The 18,538-nt window shown below is 45.9% G+C and carries 14 protein-coding genes; 13 read left to right on the top strand and 1 reads right to left on the bottom strand.

What is annotated here, in order from left to right; all coding sequences use genetic code 11:
- Positions 1 to 145: 145 nt before the first annotated feature.
- Positions 146 to 3,445, top strand: coding sequence for a T9SS sorting signal type C domain-containing protein (locus AM279_RS15725; protein WP_054408976.1), 3,300 nt, complete (start codon positions 146 to 148; stop codon positions 3,443 to 3,445).
- A gap of 561 nt (positions 3,446 to 4,006) precedes the next feature.
- Here the strand turns inward: AM279_RS15725 and AM279_RS15720 are convergent.
- Positions 4,007 to 4,480, bottom strand: a complete 474-nt coding sequence (locus AM279_RS15720) for a hypothetical protein (RefSeq protein ID WP_074961511.1) — start codon at positions 4,478 to 4,480, stop codon at positions 4,007 to 4,009.
- Between the two features lie 269 nt (positions 4,481 to 4,749).
- Between AM279_RS15720 and AM279_RS15710 the strand changes: the two genes are divergently transcribed.
- The 12 genes from AM279_RS15710 to AM279_RS15655 all read left to right on the top strand — a co-directional run bounded on the left by AM279_RS15710 (position 4,750) and on the right by AM279_RS15655 (position 18,529).
- On the top strand, positions 4,750 to 6,096 hold the full coding sequence (locus AM279_RS15710; protein ID WP_054408973.1) for a sigma-54-dependent transcriptional regulator: 1,347 nt from the start codon (positions 4,750 to 4,752) through the stop codon (positions 6,094 to 6,096).
- Between the two features lie 205 nt (positions 6,097 to 6,301).
- Complete coding sequence (locus tag AM279_RS15705) at positions 6,302 to 6,583, top strand: DUF7674 family protein (RefSeq protein WP_054408972.1); 282 nt, start codon at positions 6,302 to 6,304, stop codon at positions 6,581 to 6,583.
- The gene (locus AM279_RS21070; RefSeq protein ID WP_394331217.1) at positions 6,552 to 6,671 is read left to right on the top strand and encodes a potassium-transporting ATPase subunit F; all 120 of its coding nucleotides are present in this window, start codon (positions 6,552 to 6,554) and stop codon (positions 6,669 to 6,671) included. Before AM279_RS15705 ends, AM279_RS21070 begins: the two co-directional genes overlap by 32 nt.
- Before the next feature lie 3 nt (positions 6,672 to 6,674).
- Positions 6,675 to 8,375 carry a potassium-transporting ATPase subunit KdpA gene (gene kdpA, locus AM279_RS15695; protein WP_054408971.1) on the top strand — a complete coding sequence of 567 codons (1,701 nt, stop codon included), beginning with the start codon at positions 6,675 to 6,677 and terminating at the stop codon, positions 8,373 to 8,375.
- A 9-nt stretch (positions 8,376 to 8,384) separates the two neighbouring features.
- Positions 8,385 to 10,424, top strand: coding sequence for a potassium-transporting ATPase subunit KdpB (gene kdpB, locus AM279_RS15690; RefSeq protein WP_054408970.1), 2,040 nt, complete (start codon positions 8,385 to 8,387; stop codon positions 10,422 to 10,424).
- A 122-nt stretch (positions 10,425 to 10,546) separates the two neighbouring features.
- Complete coding sequence (locus AM279_RS15685) at positions 10,547 to 11,107, top strand: K(+)-transporting ATPase subunit C (protein ID WP_054410368.1); 561 nt, start codon at positions 10,547 to 10,549, stop codon at positions 11,105 to 11,107.
- Between the two features lie 236 nt (positions 11,108 to 11,343).
- Positions 11,344 to 12,657, top strand: coding sequence for an outer membrane beta-barrel protein (locus AM279_RS15680; protein ID WP_054408969.1), 1,314 nt, complete (start codon positions 11,344 to 11,346; stop codon positions 12,655 to 12,657).
- The gene (locus tag AM279_RS15675) at positions 12,657 to 13,787 is read left to right on the top strand and encodes a sensor protein KdpD (protein WP_054408968.1); all 1,131 of its coding nucleotides are present in this window, start codon (positions 12,657 to 12,659) and stop codon (positions 13,785 to 13,787) included. The genes AM279_RS15680 and AM279_RS15675 overlap by 1 nt, the downstream gene beginning before the upstream one ends.
- Position 13,788: 1 nt before the next feature.
- Positions 13,789 to 15,510: an ATP-binding protein gene (locus AM279_RS15670; RefSeq protein ID WP_054408967.1), complete on the top strand. Its 1,722-nt coding sequence runs from the start codon at positions 13,789 to 13,791 to the stop codon at positions 15,508 to 15,510.
- A 176-nt stretch (positions 15,511 to 15,686) separates the two neighbouring features.
- The gene (locus AM279_RS15665; protein WP_054408966.1) at positions 15,687 to 16,034 is read left to right on the top strand and encodes a hypothetical protein; all 348 of its coding nucleotides are present in this window, start codon (positions 15,687 to 15,689) and stop codon (positions 16,032 to 16,034) included.
- A gap of 131 nt (positions 16,035 to 16,165) precedes the next feature.
- Positions 16,166 to 17,428, top strand: a complete 1,263-nt coding sequence (locus AM279_RS15660) for a TolC family protein (RefSeq protein ID WP_082344244.1) — start codon at positions 16,166 to 16,168, stop codon at positions 17,426 to 17,428.
- A 3-nt stretch (positions 17,429 to 17,431) separates the two neighbouring features.
- Entirely contained in the window at positions 17,432 to 18,529 is a 1,098-nt protein-coding gene (locus AM279_RS15655) for an efflux RND transporter periplasmic adaptor subunit (RefSeq protein ID WP_054408964.1), read from the top strand.
- The last annotated feature ends 9 nt before the right edge of the window (positions 18,530 to 18,538 follow it).

Raw genomic sequence — 18,538 nt, 5'->3', positions numbered from 1 at the left:
TTGTTTTTACCCATAAGACCCTCATTTTTAATTTTTTGCATTTTGTCGATAAAAGAGCGAATTACAACGATAGAAATTTTAATTGGCTTTTTCTAAACGCCCGTCCCTAAGAATTTTGCTCTGATAAACAAAAATCGCATAAAGAATGAGAGCAAAATTCCCCCTAAAAATGACGTTGTTATTCTGCGTGTTCTGGCTGTCTGCCCAGGCACAGTTAACAACCGTAAGACCTGCAAGCGTTCAGTCGTCATCTGCATCAGTTACTGACGGAGCAAACGCTTTTGACGCATCAACAACCACAAAGGCAACCTTAGGATCTGTGTCTGGCACGCTGGTTAAATTCCTTGAAGTTCAATTTGCCAGTGATGTACCGGTTAACACCCCTCTGTACATTCAACTGGAAGCAGACCCCAGTACTAACTTTTTGGGCGGCCTTTTGGGCGGTGCACTGGGCAACTTCCTTAACGGTGTTATAAACTTTGCTACTATTGGTACCCAGACTGTTGGTGTACAGGCAAAGACCGACACAGGCACCAATGTTTACAACGCTACCGCATCGAGCAGTTATGGTACTGACGAATTAAGGGTAGTAACCAATGGACAGGGCAAGCATTTTATAAGGCTGACCCTTAACAACACTTACAGGCGCCTGAGAATTACCAACACTGTAACAACCGGCGTACTTGGCGGAGGTGCTGCAAAACTGCTTGACGTGTATGACATTCATTATGTTACAGGCGCCACTACCGGCTGTAGCACCGCGGCATTTACATCTTACGATGCATACAACGTGTTAGGCCTTGCCAACACTACTTTAGCAAACCCCCAAAATGCTATAGACAACAACCTTACAACCTATTCTAACCTTTCACTTGGCACATTAACTGTAGGAGAGTGGGTAGAGCAAACTATTTATTTTCAAGGCACTGCATCTGTAACAGATAAGTTTAACCTTAGGGTACAGGTACCACCTGCACTACTTGCCGCTAACCTTATACAAGGCATAACGGTTACCACTTATGGTGTAAACGGTGCTGCTACCTACACTACTAACTTAAATACATTACTGGGGCTTCCGGTTAATGCACAGGTACTTGGCCTGTTGCAAAACAACCAGATTGCTACACTGCAAATTGCGCCTAATGCCATAGTTAACAGGATTACCATAAGGTTTAATGCCCTTGTAGCCCTTAGCACCGCACCGGCACTAAGAATATATGAAGTAAACAAAAGTAATTTTGACCTGGCTGCAACCGGTGCAGGCACTTACTATGTGGGTAGTACTCCAACCCTTGGCACTACTATAACAAATACAACCTGTACAGGCTCAACGTACAGCTATGCATGGACACTTGATGGTGGCGATGGTACTGTTTTAGGCACCGGCGCTACTTTTACCCCACCTACAACCACTACGGGTACTTTTACCTACAACGTTACTGCAATTGACAATACCTGGGGCACCAGAAAAATGGCAAGCGTACAAATAATAGTGGTAGCGGTACCACCTACAGCAGGCTCGCTAAACAACATTGTGATTGAGTGTACAGATGTACCTGTAACCAACCTTACCCTTACAGGTAATGTAGGAGGTGTGGTACGTTGGGAAAAAGCAGATAACCCTGCATTTACTAACAAGACCAATATTAACGTTACCACAACGTTCTTAACCCCTGCACAAATGAATATTACCACAACACCTGCATACTTTAGGGCTGTGGTTACACAAAACGGGTATCCTGAAGTTGTTACTACAACAGGTGGTGTAGTATCTAAAAAAGAAACCACATGGGATGGTAGTGCATGGAGCAACGGCACGCCTGATATAGGTACTACAATTTACTTTACGGGCAACTACAGCGTGGCCGCCAACCTAAACGGATGCCGTGCCTATGTAAGTAACAATGCCGTGGTAACCATACCATCGGGCCACACACTGCACCTTAACAAATCGCTACACGTAGCGGCAGGCAGCAGCTTTAGCCTTGAAAACGAGGCACACCTGCTACAGGACACATCTGCCGAGGCTAACACCGGTAACATAACCGTAACACGCGCCAGCAGCAACCTTTTCAGGCTTGACTATACACTATGGTCGTCTCCGGTAACGGGCCAGAACCTTAAAGCGTTTTCACCCCTTACAGTTAACGACAGGTTTTATGAATATGGGTTTAACGCTACGGCTAACGAAGAGCAATACCTGCCTATAAACCCGCTAACTACCAGCTTTGCAAATGCAAAAGGCTACCTTATAAGGATGCCAAACGACCTGCCTGGCGTAACCGGCTATAACACCGGCACCGGCACAACACAACACATAGGTGTGTTTACCGGCGCAGTACACAACGGTACTGTTACCACCCCGCTAAGCACTATAAGCGAGCGCTATACAGCTGTGGGTAACCCATTCCCATCGGCTATAAACGTACACGACTTCTTTACGGCTAACTCAAGCGTAATACAAAGTGGTTCGGCACTGTACTTCTGGAGGAAGAAAAACAACTGGAACGCTACCAGCTATGCCACCCTTACATGGGATACCTATACCTACAACCACGCGCTTAACGGCAACGCCGGCGAGGAACAGTATGGCGGTATGCAGTGGGACAGCTATTTTAACGATAGCGATGAGGCCAACTGGACCATTAACATAGGCCAGGGATTCCTGATACAAACCAGTACCACCGCAGGTGCTAACCCTGTTGCAACCTTTAACACTGCCATGAGAAGAGGCAATGTGCACAACAACCAGTTCTTTAGGACTGCCCAGGACGAAGACCAGAAATCAAGGATATGGCTAAGCCTACAAGGTGCCGGCATGGCAACACAGGCAGCCCTTGTATACAGCAGCACTGCTACCATGGATATTGACTATGGCCGCGATGCCAGGGCCCTACTGGGCGGCACCAGCAACCTGTGGTCTATTCTTGGCGAAGAAAAACTTGTAGTACAGGCAAGGCCATCGTTTGTTAATACTGATGTAGTGCCTATGGGCTACAATGTAGATGCAGCCGGCGAATACAGCATTGTGCTGCACAACGCAGATGGTGTGTTTGAGCAAGGCCAGGAAATCTTTATAAAAGACAACCTGCTGGGCACTATTACAAGCATTAGCGAAGGCGAAGGTTATACCTTTACCTCTCCTGCGGGTGAATTTACTTCTCGCTTTGAGGTAGTATATGTTACCGATGCACTGGGCACTAACCAGCCTGAACTGGCCAATATGGTTATGGTGTACCAAAATAACGGTGCCATAAACATTACCAGCGGTACTGCTACCATGAACGGTGTAACCATTTATGATGTTCGCGGCAGGAAACTGTATGAGCAAACCGGCATTAACGCCACCCAAACCTCAATTAACAACCTTAACGCTGCACAGCAGGTACTGATTGTAGAAATTGACACTGTAAACGGAAAAGTAAGCAAGAAGATTGTTTATTAATTGATAGCCCTCATTTTCAACAAAAACCCCTCCCGCTACGGAGGGGTTTTTAGTTTGGCCTAAAGTCAAAAGAAGGAAAGTCATAAAGTCGAAAGGATGAAAGTCATAAAGTCGAAAGAGAAAAAGTCATAAAGTCGAAAGAGAAAAAGTCATAAAGTCGAAAGGATGAAAGTTGAAGGTCAAAAGTTTTGAAGCCTTCACGACTTTTGACCTTCGACTTTTTCTCTTTTGACTTTTACCCTTTTGACTAAAATTCACGATATATCGTGAATTTTTTTTTGATGGGTAGTTTGAACTTTTTCCCTGATAATATTTATGGGCATATAAAAATACCTAACAATAAAAAATTGGCACCAAAGTGCTGTTTTATGACTTTACATCTTTTGACTACAGACTGAATATTGAAATCCAAAAGTGAAATATTAGCCCTTTTTTGACAGATGATTGTAGGTTTTTACTGCGATTTAACCGGCCAGGAATTACAGGTAGAAAACACCGCCCGGATGCAAAAAAAAGACCCCCGCAATGCAGGGGCCTGATATAAAACTGAGTTAGCTTAATTTAGTGCGGGTTGTGGGCAGCGTCGTCTACTGCGTTGATTTTCTCTACTTTATCTTTCCAGAACTGCATCATAGCAAACGAAACTATGGCACATGCGGCAAGGCCTTCTATAAATAAACCTATACCAAACTGGTACGGCGAGGGTTCCCATCCGCCAAAGATGTAATCAGAGGCATAATTTTTAAGGTACTCCTCCCCACCTTGGTATTCGGCATACAGCATAAAGCTTAACAAACTGATTACCAGGCTTACAAATGCTGTTGCAAAGGCAGCGCCAAGGTTAGTAAAGTAACCGCTTATACCCTCATGAAAGTTGGATTTAATGGTTTTGTTAACGCCGTATATCACAAAAATGAAGTTTACAAGCCTCAGATAAATGATGTGGGTAAGGTTTAAGGCATCCATAATAAGGAAAAACACCCCTATACAGACGTAAATAATGAGTGCATTGATAAAAATTCTTGAAGCTTTCATAGTTTTTGCTTTATTGAAATTGGTATTTCCGTTACATATTCCTGTCGCTTTTGCAGCAAATTTGTCCTATCGAATTTAGCCATAAAATCGCAGAGCATAATATGAATTAATAAAATTTTAATACAATAAATACAATTAAATAAATGATTTGTTAAAAATGTTTGATTTTTTGTTAAAAATTCAAAACTGTATTTTGTACTACTTTTCACAAGCATTTGCATTGCCCGATAGTAATTTCGTTACATTTGCAGTAAATACCCTCCTTTTCTATGGGCAAAATCCTGATAATAGACGACGAAGAAAAACTACGCTCGCTCATGGCGCGCATTATTACCCTTGAAGGTTTTGAGGTTTTACAGGCACAAGACTGTAAATCAGGCCTTAAAAAACTAACCCCTGACATTGATGTAGTACTTTGCGATGTAAAATTGCCCGATGGCAATGGCGTTGAGCTTGTTACAGCCCTAAAAGAAAAGTGGCCTGCGGTTGAAGTAATACTGCTTACCGCATACGGCAATATACCTGATGGTGTACAGGCCATTAAAAACGGCGCTTTTGATTATATAGTAAAAGGCGATGACAACAACAAGATTATCCCACTCATACACAGAGCTATAGAAAAAGGAAACCTGAGCAAACAGGTAGCCAGCCTTGAGGCACGGCTCGACAAAAAGTATTCGTTTGAAGGAATTTTAGGTACATCTAAGGCCATTCGTGAAGCCGTAAGCCTTGCCGAACGCGTGTCGCCTACCGATGCTACCGTGCTGCTTACGGGCGAAACGGGCACGGGTAAAGAGGTGTTTGCCAATGCTATACACCAAAACAGCCCGCGCCGCAGCAAGAATTTTGTGGCTATAAACTGTTCGGCATTTAGCCATGATTTACTTGAAAGTGAGATGTTTGGCCATATAGCCGGTGCCTTTACCGGTGCCATGAAAGACAAGAAAGGCTTGTTTGAAGAGGCCAACGGCGGCACCATTTTTCTGGATGAACTGGGCGAAATGGCCCTTGATTTACAGGCTAAACTACTGAGAGTGTTAGAGAATGGCGAATTTATTAAAGTAGGCGAAAGCAAGGTTACCAAGGTAAACGTGCGGGTTATTGCCGCTACCAACCGCAACCTGCTAAAGGAAATTGAAGAGGGCCATTTTAGGCAGGATTTATATTACCGCCTGTCTATTTTTGAGATTAACCTGCCCTCACTTCGACAGCGAACCACTGATATTGAAACACTTGCAAGCTTCTTCATCAAAACCTTTAATGCTAAAACAGGCAGTAAAATAACAGGTATGGAAAACGCCTACCTGCAAATGCTAAAGCTGCATCCGTGGCCGGGAAACATTCGCGAACTTAAGAATGTTATTGAACGCAGCGTGATTCTTGAAACCGGCAATACCCTGAACATCAATACCCTGCCATTTGATATGCGGTCGGCTGAAGAGGCTACACCAACCGACAAAACGCTGTCGGCCTTCTCATTAGCTGCCGCCGAAAAGATCCAGATTCAGAAAGTACTCAATTATACCGGGGGCAACAAGGCCGAGGCCGCACGGCTGCTGGTTATTGGCATTGCAACGCTGTACCGGAAGATTGAGGAGTATGCTATTAAGTCGTAAAGTCGAAAAAATGGAAAGTGCCAATCTTGCTTAGTAGCTCAGTAGTTTTTTTCTCATAATAATACCAAAACCTTATCAAAATGATAAGGTTTTTTGTTTTGGCACAATCCCAAAACAAATACAACACACTGAAAACAAAAACCATACACCATTAAATTAAAAACAGGCATCTATTTTGGCATTACCGTAAAAAACAAATACCAAAATGAGACACCATGTAAAGACCGCTGCCATTAAAGCGGTTCAGTTTGCCGAGATAACCAAAGCCTGCATCAGGCAGGGGCACATTACCCGTGCTAAAAAATGCCTTGATATTGCCGAACTACTGTTTACTACCGGCAGTAACGAAACCAAAAATGCCATAGGCAACATTTATGTGTACTCGGTTTCCACATTTATGGAAGTGCGCAACTGCACCGTGGCAAAGCTGTTCCCCCCGCAACTTAAAAGGGAGTATGTTTCACAAATCAATGCTTCAGGCGTATAAACCCTTAGTTATGACCCTACTCTTTATAGTAGCCCTGCTGGTTTTTGCCTATATGTGCTACGTTCTTGTAAAACCCGAAAAATTTTAAACCATGAGCAGCGAAATCATTGGCATAATAGTAATGTATGCGCTGGTATTGCTCATGGCAATACCTTTAGGCCGCTACATAGGCAAACTTTTTAATTATGAAAATACCTGGCTGGACAGGGCTTTTAACCCCATAGACCAGATTTTCTACAAAATGGGCGGCATAGATCCCTACAGGCAAATGGGGTGGAAAGAGCACCTTGCCGCCCTGCTTACCATAAACGCGGTGTGGTTTATAATCTCCATGTTTGTACTGCTCAATATGGAGTGGCTGCCCCTAAACCCCGATGGCAACCCGTCTATGAGCGGCGACCTGGCCTTTAACACCACTGTAAGCTTTATAACCAATACCAACCTGCAGCACTACAGCGGCGAAACCGGATTATCGTATCTGGGACAGCTTACGCTAATGCTGTGGCAGTTTATAAGCGCGGCGTGCGGCATGGCGGTGTGTGGCGTGGTGTTTACAGCCATGAAAGAAAAAACCACCACCCAACTGGGCAACTTCTACAGCTTTTTTGTACGCTCGGCAACCCGTGTGCTGCTGCCTATATGCTTTGTAGCAGCTGTAATACTGGTGTTTAACGGCACACCTATGACCTTTGAGGGTAAAGACACCATTACTACCCTTGAAGGTAAGGAACAGCAGGTAAGCCGCGGCCCTGTGGCGGCATTTGTAGCCATTAAACAACTGGGCACCAATGGCGGCGGATTTTACGGCCCCAACAGCGCCAACCCTATGGAAAACCCCAACTACATTACCAATATAGTAGAGAACATAAGCATTGTACTGATACCAATAGCCCTCGTGTTTGCGCTGGGCTATGTACTAAAGCGCCGCAAACTGGCGTGGACGGTTTTTGGCGTAATGACCCTGGGTTTTTTACTGCTGCTTATCCCTACCATTACAGGCGAAACCGGCGGTAACCCGGCCCTCGAAAAGATGGGTATTTCACAAACGGCAGGCAACCTTGAGGGTAAGGAAATGCGTTTTGGGGCAGCGGCGTCGGCCAATTGGGCCACTTATACCACCTGCACCAGCAACGGTTCGGTTAATGCTATGCACGACAGCTTTACGCCCATGGGTGGGCTTACCACCCTGCTGGGCATGATGGTAAACTGCTTTTACGGCGGCATAGGCGTAGGCTTCCTTAACTTTTACATCTTTATCATACTCGCGGTGTTCATCAGCGGGTTAATGGTGGGCCGCACGCCGGAATTCCTCGGCAAGAAAATAGAAGCCCGGGAAATGAAAATAGCCATGATGGTGGCGCTGCTTCACCCACTTTTAATTTTGGCAGGTACTGCACTGGCAAGCCACCTGTATGCAGGCAACCCTGAAGCTTATGCATCATGGCTGGCCAACCCCGGTTACCACGGCTTTAGCGAAATGTTGTATGAGTTTACCTCATCAAGCGCCAATAACGGCAGCGGCTTTGAAGGCCTGGGCGACAACACCGTCTTCTGGAACATTGCTACAGGTATTGTTATGCTGCTGGCGCGCTACCTGCCTATTATTGGCCCTGTAGCCATTGCAGGCATTCTTGCCGCTAAAAAGTATGTACCTGAAAGTTCGGGCACGCTTAAGACCGATACCCCAACGTTTGGCTTTATGGTGTTTGCCGTGATCTTTATTGTGGCCGCGCTGAGTTTCTTCCCGGCGCTAACCCTGGGGCCCATAGCCGAATATTTTTCACTCTATTAAATCCAAAAGATGAAATCCAGTACTACAACCCTGTTTCAGCCTGAGCTGGTAAAACAGGCCTTAAAACAGTCTTTTATAAAGCTTAACCCGGCATCGCTCATTAAAAACCCGGTAATGTTTACAGTAGAAATAAGCACCACCATTATGCTGTGCGTATGCGTGTGGACAGCTACCGGGGCAACCGGCCAGGGCAGCTTTGCTTACAATTTCGTTGTTTTTTTAATTCTGTTGTTCACACTGCTCTTTGCCAACTTTGCCGAGGCTATTGCCGAGGCACGGGGCAAGGCGCAGGCGGACAGCCTTAGAAAAACACGCGAGGAAACCCCCGCAAAAAAAATTGAGCCTGTAGGCGAAATGTATGTAGATGAAGTACAAATTGTGCCGTCATCATCCCTTAAAAAGGGCGATGTGTTTATTTGCGAACCCGGCGATATTATACCTACCGACGGTGAAATTATTGAGGGGCTTGCCACTATTGACGAAAGCGCCATAACCGGCGAAAGCGCCCCGGTAATACGCGAGGCGGGCGGCGATAAAAGCTCGGTTACGGGCGGCACAAAGGTACTGTCTGACAAGATAAAAGTCCAGGTTACTACCAATGCCGGCGAGAGTTTTCTTGATAAGATGATTGCCCTTGTAGAGGGCGCCAGCCGCCAGAAAACCCCTAACGAAATTGCGCTTACCATACTGCTGGCGGGTTTTACGCTGGTATTTATAATAGTGTGTGTTACCCTAAAGCCTTTTGCCGATTATGCTAATGTACCCATAACTATAGCGGCGTTCATTTCCTTATTCGTCTGTCTCATACCTACCACTATAGGGGGGCTGCTTTCGGCAATTGGCATTGCGGGTATGGACAGGGCGCTGCGTGCCAATGTAATAACCAAATCAGGCAAGGCCGTAGAAACCGCAGGCGATATAGACGTGCTGCTGCTGGACAAAACCGGCACCATAACCATAGGCAACCGCAAGGCTACGCATTTTCACCTGGCTCCCGGTGTGGCGGGTAACGACTTCATACAGGCGGCTGTGCTGAGTTCAATTGCCGATGAAACCCCCGAGGGCAAATCCATCATAGAGCTGGCGGGTAAAGACCCAAAAAGCTTTGATATCCCTACTCCGCGGTTTATAAAATTCACTGCAGAAACCCGCAGTTCGGGTATTGACTTTGCCGATGTGCGCATCCGTAAAGGGGCTTATGATGCCATTAAAAACCTGGTAGAGAAGGCAGGCAACCCTTTCCCGGAAGCGATTACCCAGAAGGTAAAAGAGGTATCGGGCAACGGGGGTACGCCACTTGTAGTGACTAAAAATGAGCAGGTACTGGGCGTGGTAGAGCTTCAGGACATTATAAAAACAGGCATATCGGAAAGGTTTGACCGTCTGCGCAAAATGGGCGTTAAAACCGTAATGGTTACCGGCGATAACCCGCTTACCGCGAAATACATTGCCGAAAAGGCCGGTGTAGACGATTTTATTGCCGAGGCCAAACCCGAAGATAAAATGAACTATATAAAAGCCGAACAGGCCAAAGGCAAGCTGGTAGCCATGATGGGCGACGGCACTAACGATGCCCCTGCCCTTGCCCAGGCCGATGTGGGCGTGGCCATGAACAGCGGCACACAGGCCGCCAAGGAAGCCGGCAACATGGTAGACCTTGATAACGACCCCACCAAACTTATTGAAATTGTAGAGATTGGCAAGCAATTACTTATGACCCGCGGCACGCTTACCACCTTTAGTATTGCTAACGACGTAGCCAAGTATTTTGCCATAATACCGGCGCTGTTTATTACTGCCATACCGGCCTTGCAGGGGCTCAACATTATGCAGCTGCACAGCCCGGAGAGCGCCATACTTTCTGCTGTAATATTTAATGCTATTATTATACCGTTCCTTATACCGCTTGCGCTGAAAGGCGTGGCCTACAAGCCTATTGGCGCCTCTGCCCTGCTACGCCGCAACCTGTTTATTTATGGGCTGGGCGGGGTTATTGTTCCCTTCATCGGGATTAAGGTAATTGATATGCTGGTGGGGGTATTTTTTTAGTAACAGACCGCGGTTTGTCATTCCGACGAAGGAGGAATCTCTCTCAAATAAAAAAGATTCCTCCATTCCGCTGCGCTTCAGTCGGAATGACAAAAATGCTGTCAAAATCAAAAACAATAAAAATGAAAAAACACATCATTCCCGCTATAAGGCTTACGGTGTTTTGCGCCGTGTTCTTTTCGGGTATATACACCCTGTCCATACTGGGTGTGGCACAACTCGCCCCAAATCAGGGCAACGGCTTTATAACAGAGGTTAACGGCAAGCGCTACCATACCAATGTAGCCCAAGGTTTTACGCAAAACAAACACTTCTGGCCCCGTCCAAGCGCTGTAGATTATAACGGCGCTGGTTCGGGCGGCAGTAACAAGGGTCCGTCTAACCCTGATTACCTGGCGCTGGTGCAAACGCGTATCGACTCGTTCCTCATCAAAAACCCGGGTGTTGAAAGGAAAGACATCCCAGCCGAGATGGTAACCGCAAGCGGTAGCGGCCTCGACCCGCACATATCGCCACAGGCGGCGGCAGTGCAGGTAAAACGTGTGGCAAAAGCCCGCAACCTGAGCGAAGCCTTCGTACAGAAAAAAGTGGCCGAACTTACACAAAAACCATTGCTGGGCACTGAGGTAATTAATGTGCTGGAACTGAATCTGGCGCTGGATGGGCTTTCTTCACTAAAATAAAACGAGCTATACCACAGAGATTGCTGGTGTTCATTGCTTTCTTCACGCGCCGTCATTGCGAGCGGAGCCTGCGGAGCTCGGCAATCTTGCCTTTGACAAAGCTCAGGCTGACAAAAAAGATTGCTTCGTCGTGCCTCCTCGCAATGACGGCGCGTGAAGAAAGCAATAAAAAAAAAACTGAGGATCAGCACAGTACCTTACTCATAATCAAAAAAAATTAGAAAACATCAAACAAAATGAAAACCATACATTTAATAGCACCGTTGCTATTTGCCTCTATTGCTACTGCCCAAACCGATACGGTAACCAAAAAAGTACCTTTTGACGGTATGGACCTGGGCTGGATTAACGGCCAGAACAGGCAGACTAACTTTCCGCTTACTTTACAGGACAAAGACGGCGAAACCATACTGACCGGTGTAGCTTATGTAGATGCCTACTACAACTATGATTTCAGCAAGCCTAAAGACAATACGCACACTATCTCCTCAACCATAGGGCGCAGTAATGAGTTTACTATTAACATGGCAAGTATTGGCATAGAAAGCTATTACAAAAACATTATAGGCCGCCTGTGGTTGCAATATGGCCAGATGGCAAGTATTGTACAAGATTTAGATGGCACAGTAAACCACGGCCGCAACACCAGCCTTAACAACCTTAAATACATTCGCGAGGCGGCGGCAGGTTACCACTTTAATGCGTGGCTCGGTATTAATGTAGAGATGGGTATTTTTATGAGCTACATAGGCCTTGAAAGCTATGTGGTTAACGAAAACTGGAACTACCAGCGCAGCATGGTGTGTGATTTTACACCGTTTTATTTTCAGGGGGCACGGGTACAAATGTATCCTTCTAAAAACTTTAAGCAGGAAATATGGTTCCTTAACGGATGGCAAACCTACAACGGCTGGAACCAGGCACTTGGGTTGGGCTCATCAAGCTACTACCGCCCTAACGAAAACCTTCAATTAGTGGCAAACTTTTACCTTAACGGAAAAGACACCAGGGGCAATGCACAGGTAAGCCGTTTCCATCATGATAACAGTGTTGTGGCGCGTTATTTTAAGGACAAGGAAAGCACCGGCATCTCTCAGGCGGCTTTTAGCCTTAACACGCACTACGGCTTCCAGACGGGCGGCGGTATAAAGGCATCGGAAAATTATATGTTTGGCACATCACTGGCTAACCGTGTGTGGTTCAACAAAAACAAGATGGCAATCACGCTAAGGGGCGATTATGTTACCAACCCCGGGGCTTACCTGGCCTTCTCTCCATCGCCGGTGGCCGATAACGCTTTTAACGATGCATTAGCCGAAGGAAAAGACTTAAAAATGTTTCAGGCTACAGCTACCTTTGATGTTATGCCCAGCGATTTTGTAACCTTCAGGCTGGAGTATGGCTTCAGGAGCAGCAACGTGCCCTACTTTGCCGGCCAGGGCGGCACCACAAGCCCTGACGGATGGATAGACACCTCTACAGATGGCTGGAGGCCCGACCTAAAAAAATCAGAAAACAGGATAACACTTGCTGCCAGCTTCAGGTTATAATGGTGAATAGTGAAAAAGAAAATAATGTGAAGCATTTTCTCGACCTGATACAAAAGTCGAGAAAGGGCAAGTTTAAAGTCTACATCGGCATGAGTGCCGGTGTAGGCAAAACCTATCGTATGCTACAAGAGGCACACAGCCTTTTGCGCAACGGCATTGATGTAAAAATAGGCTTTATAGAAACCCACAACCGTAAAGAAACCCACGACCTGCTGGAAGGGCTGCCCATAATACCCAAACGGTCTATTTTTTACAAAGGCAAGTACCTTGAAGAGCTCGACGTGCAGGCCATAATCAACCTGCGGCCCGAAGTAGTTGTTGTAGACGAGCTGGCACACACCAACATAGAGGGCAGCAAGAACACCAAACGCTGGCAGGATGTAATGGATATTATAGATGCCGGCATAAATGTGATTAGCGCCGTAAACATTCAGCATATTGAGAGCCTTAATGATGATATTAAAGAAATTACCGGCATTGAGGTTAAAGAGCGCATACCCGACAGCGTACTGAAAGCGGCAGACGAGGTAGTGAATATAGACCTTACGGCCGAGGAGCTGATTACCCGCCTGAAACAGGGAAAGATATACACGGCAGACAAGATACCCAATGCGCTCAACAATTTCTTTAAGCCCGAACACATACTGCAACTGCGCGAGCTGGCATTAAAAGAAGTGGCCAGCCAGGTAGAGCGCAAGGTAGAAACCGAGGTTACCGGCATTAAAAACCTGAAACAGGAGCGCTTTATGGCGTGTATAAGCAGTAACCATACTACGGCAAAAACGGTTATCCGTAAAACAGCCAGGCTGGCCAACTACTACCACAGCAAGTGGTTTTTGCTGTACGTAGAACTGCCTAAAGAAAGCGCCGATAAAATTGCCCTGGATAAGCAGCGCCACCTTATAAACAACTTTAAGCTGGCCACAGAGCTGGGCGCCGAAATTATACGTGTGCAGCACACCCGGGTGGCAACCGCCATTATGGAGCAGGCTGAAGCACGCAAAATAACAACTATATGCATTGGCAAGCCGCACCTAACGTTATTTAAGGTAATTTTATCGACTAATATATTTAATGCGCTGCTTAACAAGCTGTCGGCCGGGGAGACCGACCTAATTATTTTGAGCTGAAATGAAAATAAAAACCAAGCTTACCGTAGCCCTTACGCTGCTTTTTGCTCTTATTGTAATGCTGGCTGCCCTTGCCGTGCGGCAGGTAAACCTGCTGGCCGAAGACGCGGGCAACATACTCACGGCAAATTACCAGTCGCTTGATTATTCGCGCACTATGTACAAACTGCTGGATAATATAAGCCGGGAGCCCAAAACCCCTGAAAAATTTCAGGAAAGCCTTGACCTGCAAAAAAGCAACATTACCGAAGTAGGCGAAAAAGAACTTACTACCGACCTGCAGGAAGATTTTGATGCCTTATTGAAAGACAGCGCCAATACCACCCTGGTGGCTAAAGTGCGTATGGACATTAACAGCATCATGAAGCTGAATATGGATGCCATAAAGCGCAAGAGTAACATAGCCGGCGATACAGCAAAAAACTCCATACTGTGGATATCAATAACCAGTTCGTTTTGCCTTATCATTGGCTTTACGCTGATTATTAACCTGCCGGGGTATATAGCCAACCCCATTCGCGACCTTACGGAGAGCATCCGCCAGATAGCGGCTAAAAACTATGCCCAGCGCCTGCACTTTAAGGGGCATGATGAGTTTTCGGCCTTAGCCAAATCATTCAACACCATGGCCCAGAAACTACAGGAATACAGCGATACCGACCTGGCAAGGGTTATGACAGAAAAAAGGCGTGTAGAAACGCTTATCAACAACCTGCACGACCCCGTTATTGGCCTTGATGAAAAGAACAGGATCCTGTTTATAAACGAGGAAGCCCTTAAAATATCGGGGCTTAAAAAAGAAACCACCATAGGCAAACCCGCGGCAGACGTAGCCCTGCATAATGACCTGCTAAGGCTGCTGCTGCAACAAATTAGCACTGCACCCACAAAAGAAGAACCTTTAAAAATTTATGCCGATAACAAAGAAAGCTACTTTGAAAAAAGGCTGGTGCCTATAAGTATAATCCCTACCGGGGAAAGTGAAGCAAAGGCTATAGGTTCGTTTATTATCCTGCAAAACATAACGCCTTACAAAGAGCTTGATGTGGCCAAAACCAGTTTCATAGCCACGGTATCGCACGAGTTTAAAACGCCCATTGCCAGCATGAAAATGAGCCTGCAACTGCTGGAAAACGAGCGTACCGGCACCCTTAACGATGAGCAGAAAAACCTCATCAGCAGCATAAAAGACGACATCACCCGCCTGTTGCGCACCACCGGCGAGCTGCTTAATATTACCCAGGTAGAAACAGGAAAGGCACAACTGCACCCTGAACCCTGCAATGTTAACGGTATTATACACGATGCCGTGGCTGCCACCTATAAAATTGCAGAGGCAAAAAACATAGCGGTAGAAATTAAAATTGAGGAAAACCTTCTACCCGTTACAGTTGATAAAGAAAAGGCAACCTGGATAGTAAGCAACCTGGTGTCTAACGCCATACGATATTCTTATGAGCAGTCAAAGGTTGTGGTTTCGGCGTTTAGACATGAGGGTAATATAATAATTGCCGTACAAGACACCGGCATAGGCATAGAGGCCGGATACCAGCAACGCATATTTGATAAATACTTCCGCGTGCCGGGCAATGAGAAGGAAGGCACAGGGCTTGGCCTTGCCATAAGTAAAGAGTTTATCACATCAATGAACGGTACTATATGGGTAGACAGCGCCATAGGCAGGGGCAGTACCTTTAGCATTTCGCTGCCGGTTTCTGTATAATTTCATCTGAAAATGAAATCTTTTTTGCCTTACACAGGATTATTATAGCAAAACCGGGTATTAAATGTTAAAATTGGCAAGGTTTATGATAGGGAATGCGTAATATTGTACCCTGCTAATATTGAATATACCCTGTGAACGTACACCCTGTACATATAAAACACCGTATTTTATGGATGCTTATGGCACTCCATATATTCAACTTTAGTATAGATAACCCGCACACGTTAACCGAGTTTAGCCGCGTTGACGAAGACTTTGAAGAAGTAGACAGCTTTGTAGAGCTTGTACTGGAAGAAGTACTTATGATAGACGACGCTATACCCGAGCACCACTCTAAAACCCCTATTTCCCATAAAATGTTCCAGAAAAAGGCCACCTGGTTTTTTGGCGAACAGTATGACTTTGTTTTTGAGGCCCCGGTAGCCGAAAACTATAAAATTATCCTTGCCGATACTTTTTATAAAGATACCCCCTACCTATCTCCATATCTTGCGTTATTTTCTCCGCCTCCGGAGGTTTAAATACTATACAAATACCATTTACTGCGCACGCCTGTACAGGTAGTGCCCTGTTGCCGTATTATTTACAGCGGCCGCAACTGGTATGCACATAGTGCAACATTTCCCTTTTTATAGTATTTAAAAAATAAAAAATGGCATTAAAAAAATTAATGCCCTGCATGGCATTGCTGCTGTGCTGGGCCGGTATGGCTGCACAATCTGCACAGGTGCTGCCGCTTACCATTAAGCAGGCCGAAGCGCTTTTCTTTAAAAACAACTTTCAGCTACTGGCCGCACAATATGGTATTGATAAGGCCGGTGCAGACATCATTCAGAGCAAGGCCTACCCTAACCCGGAGGTAAGTGTTGATGTAATAGCCTATGAAGGTCAAAACAACCTGTATTTCCCACAGGGTAATAACAATAACCTTGCTGTAGGCATAGAGCAGCTTATTATTTTGGGCGGAAAGCGCAAAAACCAGATAGCCCTTGCCAAAAAAGATAAAGAGCTTGCAAGCGCTGACCTGGCCGAACTTACCCGCAACCTGCAATTTGAAATATGGCAGTCGTTCTATACGCTTCACAACCAGGAAAAAATCATAGAAAAATATGATAACCTGCTCAATAAGCTACAGGAACTTATAACGGGCTATGAGGTTCAGGTGGCTAAAAACAACGTGGCGCTGAAAGACCTTGTGCGCCTAAAATCGGTTTACGTAAAAATAAACAACGACAAATCTGAAGAAACCAAGACCCTGATAGAAGTACAGCAAAAGCTTAATGTACTGCTGGGCACTACCGCATTAATTAAAACCGAATATACCGAACAGGATGCCGATGCCTATGCCGCGCGCACTTTTGTGTATGACGAGGTTTTAAGCAAATCACTACAAAACCGCGCCGACCTTAACCAGGCAAAACTGGCTAATGATGCGGCAGATATTAACCTTAAGCTGCAACGCAGCCTGGCCATACCCGATGTTACACTGCGCGGCGGCTACAACCAGCAGGGCGATGCCTTTAACAACCAGTACAATGTGGGGGTTGCCATATCGTTGCCTTTTTTTGACCGCAACAGGGGTAACATACAAAAGGCAAAAACAGGCCGGCTGGAAAGCACTAAGGGTGTTGAATATAAAGAGCTTGAAATTAACACCGAAGTACTTGCCGCCTACCAGAACTTTACCCGCAGCGTAGACGAATACAAGCGCATAGGCATACTGGTAAACAATGATTTTGATGCCGTGTTTAACGGGCTTAACAGCAACTTCCAGAAAGGCAACGTGTCTATGATTGAGTTTACTGACTTTTTTGAAGCCTATAACGAGGCGCAAACCGAAGTAGAGCGTGTAAAGACGCAGCTGGCCATTGCCGCCGCCGAAATCAATTTTGTAACAGGTACTAACAACTTCTAAACCATGAAAAAATCTAAATATATAATGCTTTTAAGCACTGCCGCGCTTTTTACAGTAGCCGCATGCTCTAAAAAAGAGGAAAAAGCCGTAGCCGAAACCCCTGAAAAATTTGTAATGACCGACCAGATGTATAGTACAAGTACGTTTGCCGATGCTACCGAAGAAGTGGCGCAAAACGAAATTCGCCTGTTTGGTAAGGTAAGCGCCGAAAACAACAATATAAGCCAGGTTTTTCCGGCGGTGGGCGGTAATGTAATAGCCATTAAGGCCGAGCTGGGCGACTATGTACAACAGGGACAGCTATTGGCAAGCGTGCGCAGTAGCGAGATTGCCGGTTTCCAGAGCCAGGCCAGCGATGCAGAAGCTAACCTGAGCATTGCAGAGCGCAACCTGCAAAGTGTAAAAGATATGTATGACGGCAAGCTTGCCAGCGAAAAAGAACTGGTAATGGCCCAGAAAGAGCTGGATAAGGCTAAGGCTGAACAGCGCAGGATGGGCGAGGTAAACCAGATTTACAAGCTTAAAGGCGGCTCTGTATACAACCTGTATGCGCCAATAAGCGGCTACATAGTATCTAAAGACATTAGCCCTAACGAAATGCTGAGCAGCAACCGCGATGAGGCCGTGTTTACCATAGCCAAGTTAGACCGTGTGTGGGTACTGGCAAACGTAAACGAAGGCGACCTCAACAAAATTAAGGTGGGCCAGGAAGTAGGCATACGCACCATTGCTTACCCTGACAGGGATATTACCGGCAAAATAGACAAGATATTTAACGTAATAGACCCCGATACCCGTGCGGCAAAAGCGCTGATAAGCGTACCGAATGCCGATGTGGCCCTGAAGCCCGAAATGAACGCCACCGTTACCGTGCACTTTGCCGATGACAAGAAGTTTGTAACCGTACCCAGCGAGGCTGTGGTGTTTGACAAGAGCAAGAATTTTGTAATGGTATACAAGGGTAAAGACAATATTGAAACCCGCGAGGTTACCGTATACCGCGCTTTAGACAAAAAAACCTACATAGCCACGGGCTTACAGGCGGGCGAAAAAGTGATTGTAAAAAACAACCTGCTCATTTATGATGCCATAAACGATTAATTGTACAGC

It is taken from the genome of Flavobacterium akiainvivens (genome assembly GCF_001278115.1).
GTDB classification, from domain to species: Bacteria; Bacteroidota; Bacteroidia; order Flavobacteriales; family Flavobacteriaceae; genus Flavobacterium; species Flavobacterium akiainvivens.
Note: the sequence above shows the minus strand (reverse complement) of the source record. Positions and strands in the feature narration are given on the sequence as shown.